Origin of the sequence: Pseudomonas putida, from assembly GCF_026625125.1 — a bacterium.
Lineage (GTDB): Bacteria > Pseudomonadota > Gammaproteobacteria > Pseudomonadales > Pseudomonadaceae > Aquipseudomonas > Aquipseudomonas putida_X.
Window position 1 is genome coordinate 4814599 of the sequence record NZ_CP113097.1, and the last position, 15406, is coordinate 4830004.

Sequence of the window (15406 nt, forward strand, 5' to 3'; positions counted from 1 at the left end):
GAAGGGCCCTTGGAGAAAAGCGGTTTAATGGGCCGTTCCTCGTGGACGACTCAGGAGGTCATTGGACATGGGACAACGCACCAGCCTGGTTGCGGGTTGACAGAAGCGGCGCCGCAACGGACGCCAGCCCAACGCATACAGGTAGCACTGCGCGCGCCACCTGTAAACCGGGCGCTCGATCACTCGCTGGAGAGCAGGTCCATCGCGTGCTTGTCCATCATCTCCAGGGCGCGACCGCCGCCACGGGCCACACAGGTCAGCGGGTCCTCGGCAACGATCACCGGCAAGCCGGTTTCCTGGGCCAGCAGCTTGTCGAGGTCACGCAGCAGCGCGCCACCACCGGTCAGCACCAGGCCACGCTCGGCGATGTCAGAGGCCAGCTCCGGCGGAGACTGCTCCAGGGCGCTCTTGACGGCCTGAACGATGGTCGCCAGCGACTCCTGCAGGGCTTCGAGCACTTCATTGGAGTTCAGGGTGAAGGCACGTGGCACGCCTTCGGCCAGGTTGCGGCCGCGCACGTCGACTTCACGCACTTCGCCGCCCGGGTAGGCGGTACCGATTTCCTGCTTGATGCGTTCGGCAGTGGATTCGCCGATCAGGCTGCCGTAGTTGCGGCGCACATAGGTGACGATGGCCTCGTCGAAGCGGTCGCCGCCAACGCGGACAGACTCGGCGTAGACCACGCCATTGAGCGAAATCAGGGCGATTTCAGTGGTACCACCACCGATATCGACGACCATCGAACCACGGGCTTCTTCGACCGGCAGGCCGGCACCGATGGCCGCGGCCATGGGTTCTTCGATCAGGAACACTTCACGGGCACCGGCACCCAGAGCCGACTCGCGAATGGCGCGGCGCTCTACCTGGGTCGACTTGCACGGCACGCAGATCAGCACACGAGGGCTTGGCTGCAGGAAGCTGTTCTCGTGAACCTTGTTGATGAAGTACTGCAACATTTTTTCACAAACGCTGAAGTCGGCAATCACGCCGTCCTTCATCGGACGAATGGCAGCAATGTTGCCGGGCGTACGGCCCAGCATGCGTTTGGCTTCGGTACCGACGGCGACGACGCTTTTCTGGTTGCCGTGGGTACGGATGGCAACTACCGAGGGCTCATTCAGGACGATACCGCGCTCACGCACGTAGATAAGGGTGTTGGCAGTACCCAGGTCGATGGAGAGATCGCTGGAAAACATGCCACGCAGTTTCTTGAACATGGGAAAGGGACCCTGGGGAAAGCGTGGGTAAAAAAGTGCGGCAAACTCTAACAATGGCAGGGATTTTGGGCAAGGAGCCAATATGTTAAATTGGTCGTTTTTCCGAGCACGCCAGCAGATGATCGCGGCCGTATGACCGCCAGAATGCCGACATGTTCCTCATCACGGACCTTATTCCGTTCTTTGTTTCCCCTGGAGATACCCATGGCGCTTGAACGCTGCGACGTGGAAAAGATCGCCCATCTGGCCCGTCTGGGCCTGAATGAAGGCGAACTGCCACGCACTACCGATGCACTGAACAGCATTCTCGGGCTGGTCGACCAGATGCAAGCGGTCGACACCACCGGCATCGAACCCCTGGCCCACCCCCTGGAGGCCAGCCAGCGCCTGCGTCCCGACCAGGTCACCGAAAGCAACCAGCGCGATGCCTACCAAGCCATCGCACCGAAGACCGAAAGCGGTCTGTACCTGGTTCCCAAAGTCATCGAGTAAGGGATAGTGCCTGCCATGCATCAATTGACCCTGGCCGAGATCGCCCGCGGGCTCGCCGACAAGTCGTTTTCTTCCGAAGAGCTGACCGACGCCCTGCTGGCGCGCATTCAGCAACTCGACCCGCAACTCAACAGTTTCATCAGCGTCACCGAGGAGCTGGCCCTGAGCCAGGCTCGTGCCGCCGACGCCCGTCGCGCCGCCGGTGAGACCGGCGCACTGCTGGGCGCCCCCATCGCCCACAAAGACCTGTTCTGCACCCACGGCGTACGTACCAGCTGCGGCTCGAAGATGCTCGACAACTTCAAAGCGCCGTACGACGCCACCGTGGTCGCCAAGCTGGCCGAGGCCGGCATGGTCACCCTGGGCAAGACCAACATGGACGAATTCGCCATGGGGTCTGCCAACGAATCCAGCCACTACGGCGCGGTGAAGAACCCCTGGAACCTCGAACACGTGCCTGGCGGCTCGTCCGGTGGCTCCGCTGCGGCCGTGGCCGCCCGCCTGCTGCCGGCGACCACCGGCACCGATACCGGCGGCTCTATCCGACAGCCGGCGGCACTGACCAACCTCACAGGCCTCAAGCCGACGTACGGTCGTGTTTCGCGCTGGGGCATGATCGCCTATGCCTCCAGCCTCGACCAGGGTGGCCCGCTGGCCCGCACTGCTGAAGACTGCGCGCTGCTGCTGCAGGGCATGGCCGGTTTCGACGCCAAGGACTCCACCAGCATCGACGAGCCGGTGCCGGACTACAGCGCCAACCTCAATGCCTCGCTGCAAGGCCTGCGCATCGGCCTGCCAAAAGAATACTTCGGCGCCGGCCTCGACCCGCGCATCGCCGAATTGGTACACGCCAGCGTCAAGGAGCTGGAAAAGCTCGGCGCAGTGGTCAAGGAAATCAGCCTGCCGAACATGCAGCACGCAATCCCTGCGTACTACGTGATCGCGCCGGCCGAAGCCTCTTCCAACCTGTCACGCTTCGACGGTGTGCGCTTCGGCTACCGCTGCGACGCGCCCAAAGACCTGACCGACCTGTACAAGCGCTCCCGTGGCGAAGGCTTCGGTGCCGAAGTGCAGCGCCGCATCATGGTCGGCACCTACGCCCTGTCGGCAGGCTACTACGACGCCTACTACGTCAAGGCGCAGCAGATTCGTCGCCTGATCAAGAACGACTTCATGACCGCCTTCGAAGGCGTCGACCTGATCCTTGGCCCGACCACGCCGAACCCGGCCTGGAAGCTCGGCGCCAAGAGCAGCGACCCGGTCGCGGCATACCTTGAAGACGTCTACACCATCACCGCCAACCTGGCGGGCCTGCCGGGCCTGTCGATGCCAGCCGGCTTCGTCGATGGCCTGCCGGTCGGCGTGCAGCTGCTGGCTCCGTACTTCCAGGAAGGCCGCCTGCTCAATGTCGCGCACCGCTACCAGCAGGTCACCGACTGGCACACCCGCGCCCCCAACGGCTTCTGAGGAATTCACACATGCAATGGGAAGTTGTGATCGGGCTGGAAATCCACACCCAGCTGGCCACCCAGTCGAAGATCTTTTCCGGCAGCGCCACCACCTTCGGCTCCGAGCCGAACACCCAGGCGAGCCTGGTTGACCTTGGCATGCCTGGGGTATTGCCGGTACTGAACCAGGAAGCCGTGCGCATGGCCTGCATGTTCGGCCTGGCGATCGATGCCCAGATCGGCAAGCGCAACGTGTTCGCGCGCAAGAACTACTTCTACCCCGACCTGCCCAAGGGCTACCAGATCAGCCAGATGGACCTGCCGATCGTCGGCAAGGGCCACCTGGACATCGCCCTGGAAGACGGCACCATCAAGCGCATCGGCGTAACCCGCGCGCACCTGGAAGAAGACGCAGGCAAGAGCCTGCACGAAGACTTCAGCGGCTTTACCGGTATCGACCTGAACCGGGCCGGCACGCCGCTGCTGGAAATCGTCTCCGAACCGGACATGCGCAGCGCCAAGGAGGCCGTCGCCTACGTCAAGGCGATCCACGCGCTGGTGCGCTACCTGGGCATCTGCGACGGCAACATGGCCGAAGGTTCGCTGCGCTGCGACTGCAACGTCTCGATCCGGCCCAAGGGCCAGGCCGAGTTCGGTACCCGCTGCGAGATCAAGAACGTCAACTCGTTCCGCTTCATCGAGCGTGCGATCAACAGTGAGATCCAGCGCCAGATCGACCTGATCGAAGATGGCGGCAAGGTGGTTCAGGAAACCCGGCTGTACGACCCGAACAAGGACGAGACCCGCTCCATGCGCAGCAAGGAGGAAGCCAACGACTACCGTTACTTCCCCGACCCGGACCTGCTGCCGGTGGTGATCGAGGACAGCTTCCTCGAGACCATCCGTGCCGGCTTGCCGGAGCTGCCACCGCAGAAGGTAGAGCGCTTCCAGAGCCAGTATGGCCTGTCGGCCTACGACGCCAACGTGCTGGCCTCCAGCCGTGAACAGGCAGACTACTTCGAGCAGGTGGTGAAGATTGGCGGTGACGCCAAACTGGCAGCCAACTGGGTCATGGTCGAACTGGGCAGCCTGCTGAACAAGCTGGGCATCGAGATCGACCAGGCACCGGTCAGCGCCGAGCAACTCGGTGGCATGCTGCTGCGCATCCGCGACAACACCATCAGCGGCAAGATCGCCAAGACCGTGTTCGAGGCCATGGCCGCCGGTGAAGGCGATGCCGACAGCATCATCGAGAGCAAAGGGCTGAAACAGGTCACCGACACCGGCGCGATCGACAAGATGCTCGACGAAGTGCTTGCCGCCAACGCCGAGCAGGTCGAACAGTACCGCGCTGCCGACGAAGCCAAGCGCGGCAAGATGTTCGGCTTCTTCGTCGGCCAGGCGATGAAGGCCTCCAAGGGCAAGGCCAACCCGGGGCAAGTGAACCAATTGCTCAAGGCCAAGCTCGAAGGGTGAGCTGAAACCAGCGGCGAGGGCTTTGCCCTCGATCGCCGACAAGCCGGCGCCCACCTGTTCAACGCCGCCCCATGGGACGGCGTCTTGCCTGTGGAAGCCGGCTTGCCGGCGACGGGCCGCACAGCGGCCCCACTGGCAGCACCGGAGCTCCTGATTTGCTAAAACGATCCCTCGGCACCCTGGCCCTGTTTTCCCTGTTGGCCGGCTGCGCCAGCCACGACATCGATCCCCGAGGCTACAACCAGACCGGCACCGCCTCCTATTACGGCGCCCGCCACCACGGCAAACGCACCGCCAGCGGCGAAGCCTTCAACCAGCATGGCTTGACCGCCGCGCATCGCAGCCTGCCCTTCGGCAGCCGGGTATTGGTCACCAACCTCGCCAACCAACGCAGCGTGGTGGTCCGCATCAATGATCGCGGCCCGCACACGCGCGGCCGGCTCATCGACCTGTCGCGCGCTGCAGCAGAAAAAATCGGCATGATCCGTAGCGGAACGGCGCGCGTGCGGGTACAAGGTCTAAGCGACTGACGCAACGGAGTTACAACCATTTTCGACCTGGCCACCCTCCCCACCTTCAGCCTCCTGCAACTGGGCATCGCCTTGCTGTTGCTGGTGGCCGGCGCCGAACTCCTGGTGCGTGCCGCCCTTCGCCTGGCCCAGCGCGTGCACGTACGCCCGCTGATCATCGGCCTGAGCCTGGTGGCATTCGGCAGTACCGCGCCACAGCTGACCGTCAGCCTGCAGGCCGCCTATCAGGGCGCGCCCGATGTCGCCGTGGGCAGCGTGATCGGCAGTAATATCTTCAATGTTCTGGTGATTCTTGGCCTGGCGGCTTTGATCATCCCGCTCCGCGTCTCGCGCCAACTGGTGCGCCTGGACATCCCCCTGATGATCGTCGCCAGCGTACTGGTCTACGCGCTGGCCGCGAACGGCCACCTGGGGCGGGTGGAAGGGTTGGTGCTGCTCTCGGGCCTGGTGGGCTATCTGGTCATGCTCTGGCACCAGTCGCGCCACTATGCCCGCACCTACCCGGCACCACGTGCGCTGGCCAGCAGCGCCGGGCGCTTCTGGACCGGTACGCTGCTGCAAGTGGCGTTCGGCTTCGGCCTGCTCAGCCTGGCCGGCCACTTGCTACTGGAAGCGGCGGTCGACGTCGCGACGGACCTCGGTTTGTCTGAACGCATCATCGGCCTAACCGTTGTCGCGGTGTGCACGTCCCTGCCCGAGCTGGCTGCGGCGCTGATTGCCGCCCTGCGAGGAGAACGGGAGATCGCTGTGGGCACGGTGATCGGCAGCAACCTGTTCAACCTGCTGGCAGTGCTCGGCCTGACCGCACTGACCGCACCCGAGCCGCTGACCATATCGCCAAACGCACTGGGCTTCGACCTTCCGGTGATGCTCGGCGTCGCGGCGCTGAGCCTGCCGGTGTTCTACTCCGGGTACCGGATTACCCGCGCCGAAGGGTTGGTATTCCTTTGCCTGTACCTTGCCTACGGGCTGCACGTGGTGGCGTTCACCACCGGCATGCCGCTGGCCGGCCGCCTGGAACGGCTGATGCTGTTCTATGTATTGCCAGTGCTTGGCCTGGTGCTGCTGTACACCACTGTAAGGGCATGGCAGCGACAGCACTAATGGCGGCAAGGTCGTGGCGCGGCGAAGGGCATGTTGCGGGTAGCGCGCCTGGCCACCCACGACAGGCCCCATGACTCAAGCCTGCCGAGCTTTCTTCAAGCGGAACGCCACCCACAGCAGCGCAATCCAGCCGGGGATCAGCATCACTGAAATACGGATCGGCGGGGTCAGGTACATCACCACCAGAATCAGCACGATGAATGCCAGGCACAGGTAGTTGGTGAACGGGTGCCCCCAGCTTTGATAGAACGGGGTAATACCTGCCGCCAGCTTGGCCTTGCGGAACTTCAGGTGGGTGATGCTGATGCTCGCCCAGTTGATCACCAAGGCCGAGACCGCCAGCGCCATCAGCAGGCCGAATGCCTCACCGGGCATCAGGTAGTTGATCACCACGCACATGCCCGTAGCGAATGCCGACACGCCCAACGCAGTCAATGGCACGCCGCTGCGGCTGACCTTGAGCAGCTGGCGTGGTGCATCGCCCTGGCTCGCCAGGCCGAACAACATGCGGCTGTTGGCGTACACGCAACTGTTGTAGACCGACAGCGCAGCCGTGAGCACCACGATATTGAGGATGGTCGCCACCAGATCGCTGTCCAGTTCGTGGAAGATCATCACGAACGGGCTGCCACCCTGAACGACCTTCTGCCACGGGTACAGCGACAACAGCACGGCCAGCGCGCCGATGTAGAAAATCAGGATGCGGTAAACCACCTGGTTGGTAGCCTTGGGAATGCTCTGGCGCGGGTTGTCCGCTTCGGCGGCCGTGATACCCACCAGCTCCAGGCCACCAAAGGAGAACATGATCACCGCCAGGGCCATCACCAGCCCGGTGACGCCATTGGGGAAGAACCCACCGTATTGCCACAGGTTGGCCACACTGGCGTCCGGGCCGCCATGACCGCTGCTCAGCAGCCAGGCGCCGAAGCCGATCATGCTGACGATGGCCACTACCTTGACCAGCGCGAACCAGAACTCCATCTCACCATAGACCTTCACCTGGGTCAGGTTGATGAGGTTGATCACCACGAAGAAGATCGCCGCCGTGGCCCAGGTCGGAAACTCCGGCCACCAGTACTGCACGTAGATGCCCACGGCGGTAAGCTCGGCCATGCCCACGAGCACATAGACCACCCAGTAGTTCCAGCCCGAGACGAAGCCTGCGAACTCACTCCAGTACTGGTGTGCGAAGTGGCTGAAACTGCCGGCTACCGGCTCTTCGACCACCATTTCGCCCAACTGGCGCATGATGAAGAAAGCCATCAGGCCAGCGATGGCATAGCCCAGCAAAACGGAGGGGCCCGCCAGCTGGATGGTCTGGGCGATGCCCAGGAACAACCCGGTACCGATGGCACCCCCCAGCGCGATCAGCTGGATATGGCGATTCTTCAGCCCGCGCTGCAACCGCTCGGGCGTGCTCTGGTCTTGCATGAAGTGTCCTTAAGCTCAGTGAGGCAGTGTTTTTGTGATGTATGCAGTCAAGGATCTAGATCCATCCGCCCCACTGCAAGATGAAAATACCAATATTGGTGGTGATCGCCGCCATTAGCGTAGTAATCACGATGATCGAGGCCGCCAGTTCGTGGTTGCCGTTGGCTGCCCGTGCCATGACATAACTGGCCGCCGCCGTTGGGCTGCCGATGTACAAGAACAGAATGCCCAACTCGGCCCCGCGAAAACCGCAGAGCCAGGCACCGAGCGTGCCGAACAGCGGCAACCAGAGCATCTTCACCAGGCTGACGTCGATGGCCAGCTTGCCACTGTCGCGCAGGGCGTTGAGCGACAAGGTGCCACCGATACAGATCAGCGCCAGCGGCAGGGTCATCTGCGCGAGGTAGTCACCCGAGGTGAGTAACCAGTTGGGCAGCGGTACCTGGCCGTAGGCCATGGGCGTGGCCAGCAGCACGCTGATGATCAGCGGGTTGCTGATAATGCTCTTGCAGATGCTCCACGGGTCGGATTTCAGGTCCGGGCTGTATACCGCCAGCACCACGGCTGAAAGTGAGTTGTACAGCAGGATCACCAGGCCGGCGAGCACTGCCCCCAGGGAGATACCGTAGTCCCCGTAAAGGCTCGCGGCCAGGGCCAGGCCGATTACGCCATTGTTGCCGCGGAACGCCCCCTGGGTGTAGATGCCGCGGTCGGCCAGCGGGCTGCGCCAGATGGCCAAGCCCCAGGCCACGGCGAAACCGACCAGGGTGGCAGCGACGAAATAGAGGATGACCCCTGGTTTGACCGCCGCTGCCAGGTCGGCATGGTAGATGCCGAGGAACAGCAGCGCAGGCATGCAGACGTTGAACACCAGTTGCGAGGCAACACGGTTGAAATTGTCGTCGATCAGGTGAATGCGTTTGAGCAGCACGCCCAGGAACAGCATGGCGAAGACGGGCGCCGTGATGTTCAGCGTCTGGATAAGAAGGGCGAGCATGCGCTAGCGATCCTGAAGAGGTTGCCGTTAGGGGGCTAATGATACGCCAACAGGCCAGGAGTTGCGGGGATCAGCTGCAATATAAAGAAATTTCTGCAAGGCCCTATCGCCGGCAAGCCGGCCCACCATGGACTGCCCCCAGGAAGTTGAACACCAATCCACTAGCTTGGGGCAGCTCACTGTGTTGAAGCCTGCGCCCGCACCTGGGGGAGCAGGCTTGCCGGCGATAGGGCCAGCACTGCCAGGAATAAGCTCAGCGCCGCACAGGCCGCTTCTGCAGTTTGCGCTGCAATGTGCGCCGGTGCATGCCCAGCGCCCGCGCGGTCGCGGAGATATTGCCCTCGTGCTCGCTGAGCACGCGCTGGATGTGCTCCCACTGCAAGCGGTCCACCGACATGGGGTTTTCCGGCACCAACGTGTCCAGGTCCGTATGCTCCGAGAGCAGTGCGGCCAACACATCATCGGCATCGGCGGGTTTGCACAGGTAGTTGCACGCCCCGCGCTTGACCGCCTCGACCGCCGTGGCAATGCTCGAATAGCCGGTGAGGATCACCACGCGCATTTCAGGGTCCAGTTCCAGCAGCTTTGGCAGCAGTACCAGGCCGGAGTCGCCTTCCATCTTCAAGTCCAGCGTGGCGTAGTCCGGCAGGTCGTTCTGCGCCAGGGCCAAGCCTTCCTCGGCGGAGCCTGCAGTGCTCACACGGAAACCGCGTCGGCTCATGGCACGGGCCATGACCCGCGTGAAGGTGGCATCGTCATCCACCAGCAGCAGGTGCGGCAGCTCTTCGCTTTCGACCTGGTTTTCTTCGCTCATCATTCATCTCCTCGCTTGCCATGGGGCAGGCGCAGTTCGGTCAGGGTGCCACCCTGCTCATGACTATAGAGTTTCACCGAACCGCCCGCACGGGTCACGCTGGCTTTGCTCAAGAACAGGCCCAGGCCGAAGCCTTTGCCTTTGGTGGTAATGAAGGGTTTGCCGATCGCTTCGGCAATGGCCGGCGGCACGCCGGGGCCATGGTCGCGGATGCTGATGACGATATCCTGGGCGTCCCAGTCCAGGCGCACCTCCAGATCGTCAGGGCACGCATCGGCGGCATTGTTCAACAAGTTCAGCAGTGCCTGGGTCAGGTCCGGTGGCGGGGTCAGGCGCGGTACCTGGCCATCGCGCAGACGCTGGAAGCGATAGCTGGCTTCGGGGCGCATCAGGTGCCAACGGTTCAGCGCCTCATCCAGCCATTCGGTCACGTCCTGCTCCACCACCGCAAGGCGGCGGTTGGCTTCGGCGGCACGCACCAGCTGCTGCAGGGTTTCCTTGCACAGCTTGACCTGGTCCTGAAGGATCTGCAGGTCTTCCTGCAACAATGGGTCGGCGTGGTCCTGGCGCATTTCGTTGAGCAACACGCTCATGGTCGCAAGCGGCGTGCCCAGCTCATGGGCCGCACCGGCGGCCTGGGTGGCCACGGCCAACAGTTGTTCGTCGCGCAGGCTTTCTTCGCGCCGTTCAGAGCGCAGTTTTTCCTGGCGGCGCAGCTCTTCGGCCATGCGCGCGGCAAAGAAGGTGATCACCGCAGCCGCCAGCGCGATGCTCAACCACATGCCGTAGACCTGCATCTTGTCCCGCGCCATCGGCAGCCCCTCGAGCGGGTAGAACTGGACCAGCAACAGGCTGTAGGCGGTCAGGGCGATACCCGAAAGGATCAGCGAGTAGAGCCAGGGCAAGGTTACGGCGGCGATGGCCAGCGGCACCAGGTAATAGGAAACGAAAGGGTTGGTCGAGCCGCCCGAGTAATACAGCAGCGCGCTGTGGATCAGCAGGTCGCAGGCCAGCTGCAGCGCGTATTCCAGTTCGGTGACCGGCAGCGACAGGCGCAAGCGCAAGGCGGTGAAGGCGCACAGCAGGGACGACAGGGCCAGGGTCGCAGCCAGGGAAAACCACGGCAGCGGCAGCAGTTCGGTCCAGTAGGCGACGCCCACCGAGCCTGCCTGAGCGGCCAGGACCAGAACGCGAATGACAGTCAGGCGCCAGAGGTTCTGGCGGGTAGCGGACAGCGGTTGTGCGGCGGCGAGCATGAGCTCTCCTGATGAGTGCTCCAGGACAATCGGCTGGAGTATACCGAAGCCAGGCGCCGAGCTGCAGCGATGCGGCAAAGCGCCACAGTTTGTCACAGGTTCATGATGGCACTTTTGAACCCACTACACTGATCCCGGTCTCATGGGCCATGCGTGGGATGGATGGCCAGGACCCACGCCTTTCATTGCCAAGGAGTATCACATGCCTAACCCTCGTCGCGGCGCTGCCCTGATCCTTTCCTGCGGCCTGCTTGCCAGCCTGCCGGCGCTGGCGGCTGATGAGCCGCGCTACAACCAGGTATCGCTGCGTGCCGAAGTCAGCAAGGAAGTGCCGCGCGACCTGATGGTCGTGACCCTTTATAGCGAAGCGCAAAACACCGACCCGGGCAAGCTTGCCAAACAGATCACCGAAACCATGAACAAGGCCGTGCAGCAGGCCCGCCAGGTCAAGGACGTGAAGATCAGCCAGGGCAGCCGTAACAGCTACCCGGTCTATGACAGCAAGGGGCAGAAGATCACCGGCTGGCGCGAGCGTGCCGAAGTGCGCCTGGAAAGCGCCGACTTCCCGGCCCTCTCCCAGCTCAGCGCCGACCTGCTGCAGGACCTGAAGATGGGCGGCATGGACTTCTCTATCGCCCCGGCCACGCGCAAGGCCAGCGAAGACGCCTTGCTCAAGGATGCGGTCAACGCCTTCAAGGCGCGCGCGCAACTGGCCACCGAAGCCTTGGGTGGCAAGGGCTATAAGGTGGTCAGCCTGAACCTCAACAGCAGTGGCTACCCACGCCCCTATCTGCGCAGTGCGCCGATGGCCATGAAAGCCATGGGTGCCGACGAAGCAGCACCGGCGCCGGATATCGAGGCAGGTACCAGCGAAGTCAGCATGAACGCTGACGGCCTGATCGAAGTGCAGATGCCTTGATCGAGGCTGGCGATTCACGGGGCGCTTGGCGCCCCAGCAGCACCATTAGAGACATTTCCTACGCACTGAAATAGTGCCTCCTACAAATTCCCTCCCGCGAAACATCCTGCAAAAAGCCATCATTTTGCCCTCGCAAACGTTCAACTTCTCCGAAAGTTATACAAATGCGACATCCATGTACGCTCGTACTACTTTTCTGACGCCAACTATCCTTAGCAGTGTTGCATTGGGAACACCCCCTGCATAAGTATCCGCAGGTCGGCTCACGAGGCCACCTCGAATCAGAAAAATGACAACAATGAGGCCACCATGCTCAAACACGCAGTCATTCCGTTCCTGCTCGGCGCAGGCTTGCTGACCGGCGCTCCGCTCGCCCACGCCGCGTCCAACCTGGTGTTCTGCTCCGAAGGCAGCCCCGCCGGCTTCGACCCGGGGCAATACACCACCGGAACCGACTTCGACGCCTCGGCCGAGACCGTGTTCAACCGCCTGACCCAGTTCGAACGTGGCGGTACCGCTGTCATCCCGGGCCTGGCAACCAAATGGGAAGTGTCCGACGACGGCAAGACCTACACCTTCCACCTGCGCGAAGGGGTCAAATTCCACACCACCGACTACTTCAAGCCAAGCCGCGAATTCAACGCAGACGACGTGCTGTTCACCTTCAACCGCATGCTCGACAAGAACCACCCCTTCCGTAAGGCCTACCCCACTGAATTCCCCTACTTCACCGACATGGGCATGGACAACAACATCGCCAAGGTGGAGAAACTCGATGAACACACCGTCAAGTTCACCCTCAACCAGGTGGACGCCGCGTTCATCCAGAACCTGGCCATGAGCTTCGCCTCCGTGCAGTCGGCCGAGTACGCCGACCAGTTGCTCAAAGAAGGCAAGGCTGCAGACATCAACCAGAAACCGATCGGCACCGGCCCCTTCGTGTTCAGCAAGTACCAGAAAGACGCCCAGATCCGCTTCAAGGGCAACAAGGACTATTGGAAACCAGAAGATGTGAAGATCGACAACCTGATCTTCGCCATCACCACCGACGCCTCGGTGCGCATGCAGAAGCTGAAGAAGAACGAGTGCCAGGTTACCTTGTTCCCACGCCCTGCCGACATCGAGCCGCTCAAGGCCAACGATAAGCTGCAGATGCCGCACCAGGCCGGGTTCAACCTGGGGTACATCGCCTACAACGTGATGGACAAGCTCAAGGGCAGTGACCAACCCAACCCGCTGGCTCAACTGAAGGTGCGCCAGGCACTGGACATGGCCGTCGACAAGCAGAAGATCATCGAGTCGGTGTACCAGGGCGCCGGTCAGCTCGCCGTCAATGCCATGCCGCCGACCCAGTGGTCCTACGACGACAGCATCAAAGACGTACCGTACGACCCGGAAAAGGCCAAGCAACTGCTCAAGGAAGCCGGGATCAAGGAAGGTACCGAAATCAGCCTGTGGGCCATGCCGGTGCAGCGCCCGTACAACCCCAACGCCAAGCTGATGGCCGAGATGCTGCAGGCTGACTGGAGCAAGGTCGGCATCAAGGCGAAAATCGTCAGTTACGAATGGGGCGAGTACATCAAGCGCTCCAAAGGCGGCGAACAAGGCGCCATGCTGATCGGCTGGAGCGGCGACAACGGTGACCCAGACAACTGGCTAGGCACCCTGTATGGCTGCGATGCGGTCGACGGCAACAACTTCTCCAAGTGGTGCTACAAGCCCTACGACGACCTGATCAAGCAGGCCAAGGCCACGCCTGACCAGGCCAAGCGCACCGAGCTGTATCAAAAAGCGCAACATATCCTCAAAGAGCAGGTGCCGATCACGCCGATCGCCCACTCCACGGTCTACCAGCCGATGAGTGCCAAGGTTAAGGACTTCAAGATCAGCCCGTTCGCACTGAACTCCTTCTACGGCGTCAGCGTGGAGAAATAGCGCCGGGCACTCGCAGCACCCTCGCCCACTTCTACTGTTCACACTCACCCCGGCGCTACCCGCGCCGGGGCTGGGGGGCCTGTTGCCGCATTTCGTATCCCGAAGCGGCAAAAACAGACGGAAAAAAGGATTTGCCATGCGCCATACCTCACTGGTTTCCACACTGCTCGCCTTGGGCCTGCTAAGCCAGGCGCCGGCCCTTCAGGCCGCTAACCTGGTGTTCTGCTCCGAGGGCAGCCCGGCTGGGTTCGACACCGCTCAATACACCACTGCCACCGACAACGATGCGGCAGAACCGATCTACAACCGCCTGGTGGAATTCGAACGCGGCGGTACCGCTGTGCACCCCGCTTTGGCAACGAAGTGGGAAGTATCCGATGACGGCCTGCGCTACACCTTCCACCTGCGCGAAGGGGTGAAATTCCACGCCAACAAGGCATTCACACCCAGCCGCGACTTCAACGCCGATGACGTGCTGTTCACCTTCAACCGCATGCTCGACCGCGAGCACCCGTTCCGCCAGGCCTACCCCACCGAGTTCCCCTACTTCGTCAGCATGGGCCTGGACAAGAACATCGCGGGCATCGAAAAGACCGGCCCGATGACCGTGGTGTTCACCCTGAACAAGGTCGATGCCGCTTTCGTGCAGAACCTGGCGATGAGCTTCGCGTCGGTGCTTTCGGCTGAATATGCCGAGTATCTTTTGGCGAGCGGGCGCCCCAGCGACATCAACCAGCAGCCCATCGGCACCGGCCCATTCGTGTTCCAGCGTTACCAGAAGGATTCGCAGATCCGTTTCAAAGGCAACAAGCACTACTGGGCCCCGGATGAGGTGAAGCTCGACAACCTGGTGTTTTCGATCAACACCGACCCCTCGGTGCGCATCCAGAAGCTGCGCCGCGGCGAATGCCAGGTCACCCTGCACCCACGCCCGGCCGACCTGCCAGCACTCAAGCACGACAGCAAGCTGCAGGTGCTGCAACAACCAGGTTTCAACCTCGGCTATATCGCTTACAACACCCAGCACCCACCGTTCGATCGCCTGGAGGTACGCCAGGCCCTGGACATGGCAGTGAACAAGCAAGAGATCCTGCAAGCGGTGTATCAGGAGTCCGGCCAACGCGCAGTCAATGCCATGCCACCGACCCAATGGTCTTACGACGACAGCGTCAAGGACGCCCCCTACGACCCTGAAAAAGCCCGCCAGTTGCTCAAGCAGGCCGGGGTCAAGGAAGGCACCGAAGTCACCCTGTGGGCCATGCCTGTGCAGCGCCCGTACAACCCCAACGCCAAGCTCATGGCCGAGATGCTTCAGGCCGACTGGAGCAAGCTCGGCTTGAAGGTGCGCATCGTCAGTTATGAATGGGGCGAGTACATCAAGCGCATGAAAAGCGGCGAGCACGACATCGCCCTGATCGGCTGGACCGGTGACAACGGCGACCCGGATAACTGGCTGGGCACCCTCTACAGCTGCGATGCCATCGGCAGCAACAACTACTCGCAGTGGTGCGACCCGCAGTACGACAGCCTGGTCAGGCAGGCCAAGCAGGTAACCGACCGTGAGCAGCGCACGGTGCTGTACCAGCAAGCCCAGCAACGCCTCAAACAGCAGGTGCCGATCACCCCGGTGGCGCACTCCACCGTGAACCAGCCGCTGAGCGTCAAGGTGGCCGGGTTCAAGGTCAGCCCCTTTGGCCGCAACGACTTTTCCGGAGTGAGCGTCGATTGAACGCTAGCCCGTAACGGCCCTTTCGCCGGCAAGTCGGCTCCCACACACCTTGCACCAG

The 15406-nt window shown here is 62.4% G+C and carries 13 protein-coding genes; 8 read left to right on the plus strand and 5 right to left on the minus strand.

Translation table 11 applies throughout. The annotated features are described in order from the left end of the window. Positions 1 to 179: 179 nt before the first annotated feature. Positions 180 to 1217, minus strand: coding sequence for a rod shape-determining protein MreB (mreB, locus tag OSW16_RS22180; RefSeq protein ID WP_003255163.1), 1038 nt, complete (start codon positions 1215 to 1217; stop codon positions 180 to 182). A gap of 204 nt (positions 1218 to 1421) precedes the next feature. On the opposite strand from mreB, the gene gatC reads away from it, so the two are divergent. The 5 genes from gatC (at position 1422) to OSW16_RS22205 (ending at position 6267) form a co-directional block, all read left to right on the plus strand. Further along, positions 1422 to 1709: an Asp-tRNA(Asn)/Glu-tRNA(Gln) amidotransferase subunit GatC gene (gene gatC / locus OSW16_RS22185; RefSeq protein ID WP_241804222.1), complete on the plus strand. Its 288-nt coding sequence runs from the start codon at positions 1422 to 1424 to the stop codon at positions 1707 to 1709. Positions 1710 to 1724: 15 nt separating this feature from the next. Further along, on the plus strand, positions 1725 to 3176 hold the full coding sequence (gatA, locus tag OSW16_RS22190) for an Asp-tRNA(Asn)/Glu-tRNA(Gln) amidotransferase subunit GatA (RefSeq protein ID WP_267818531.1): 1452 nt from the start codon (positions 1725 to 1727) through the stop codon (positions 3174 to 3176). An 11-nt stretch (positions 3177 to 3187) separates the two neighbouring features. After that, the gene (gatB, locus tag OSW16_RS22195) at positions 3188 to 4633 is read left to right on the plus strand and encodes an Asp-tRNA(Asn)/Glu-tRNA(Gln) amidotransferase subunit GatB (protein WP_241804220.1); all 1446 of its coding nucleotides are present in this window, start codon (positions 3188 to 3190) and stop codon (positions 4631 to 4633) included. A 155-nt stretch (positions 4634 to 4788) separates the two neighbouring features. Next, positions 4789 to 5163 carry a septal ring lytic transglycosylase RlpA family protein gene (locus tag OSW16_RS22200; protein ID WP_241804219.1) on the plus strand — a complete coding sequence of 125 codons (375 nt, stop codon included), beginning with the start codon at positions 4789 to 4791 and terminating at the stop codon, positions 5161 to 5163. Between the two features lie 60 nt (positions 5164 to 5223). After that, a complete protein-coding gene (locus OSW16_RS22205; protein ID WP_267824093.1) occupies positions 5224 to 6267 on the plus strand; it encodes a calcium/sodium antiporter in 1044 nt (347 codons plus the stop codon). A 75-nt stretch (positions 6268 to 6342) separates the two neighbouring features. Here OSW16_RS22205 and OSW16_RS22210 read toward each other — a convergent pair whose 3' ends face one another. The 4 genes from OSW16_RS22210 to OSW16_RS22225 form a co-directional block, all read right to left on the minus strand. Continuing rightward, complete coding sequence (locus OSW16_RS22210) at positions 6343 to 7698, minus strand: amino acid permease (protein ID WP_241804218.1); 1356 nt, start codon at positions 7696 to 7698, stop codon at positions 6343 to 6345. A gap of 55 nt (positions 7699 to 7753) precedes the next feature. Further along, on the minus strand, positions 7754 to 8695 hold the full coding sequence (locus OSW16_RS22215; protein ID WP_267818535.1) for an AEC family transporter: 942 nt from the start codon (positions 8693 to 8695) through the stop codon (positions 7754 to 7756). 253 nt (positions 8696 to 8948) lie between these two features. After that, a complete protein-coding gene (locus OSW16_RS22220; RefSeq protein WP_241804216.1) occupies positions 8949 to 9509 on the minus strand; it encodes a response regulator transcription factor in 561 nt (186 codons plus the stop codon). Continuing rightward, a complete protein-coding gene (locus tag OSW16_RS22225) occupies positions 9509 to 10765 on the minus strand; it encodes an ATP-binding protein (RefSeq protein WP_012316102.1) in 1257 nt (418 codons plus the stop codon). Before OSW16_RS22225 ends, OSW16_RS22220 begins: the two co-directional genes overlap by 1 nt. Before the next feature lie 202 nt (positions 10766 to 10967). On the opposite strand from OSW16_RS22225, the gene OSW16_RS22230 reads away from it, so the two are divergent. From OSW16_RS22230 to OSW16_RS22240, 3 genes are all read left to right on the plus strand, one after another. Further along, on the plus strand, positions 10968 to 11684 hold the full coding sequence (locus OSW16_RS22230; protein WP_241804214.1) for an SIMPL domain-containing protein: 717 nt from the start codon (positions 10968 to 10970) through the stop codon (positions 11682 to 11684). A gap of 309 nt (positions 11685 to 11993) precedes the next feature. After that, positions 11994 to 13619, plus strand: a complete 1626-nt coding sequence (locus OSW16_RS22235; RefSeq protein WP_267818539.1) for an ABC transporter substrate-binding protein — start codon at positions 11994 to 11996, stop codon at positions 13617 to 13619. 136 nt (positions 13620 to 13755) lie between these two features. Next, positions 13756 to 15348: an ABC transporter substrate-binding protein gene (locus OSW16_RS22240; RefSeq protein ID WP_241804212.1), complete on the plus strand. Its 1593-nt coding sequence runs from the start codon at positions 13756 to 13758 to the stop codon at positions 15346 to 15348. The last annotated feature ends 58 nt before the right edge of the window (positions 15349 to 15406 follow it).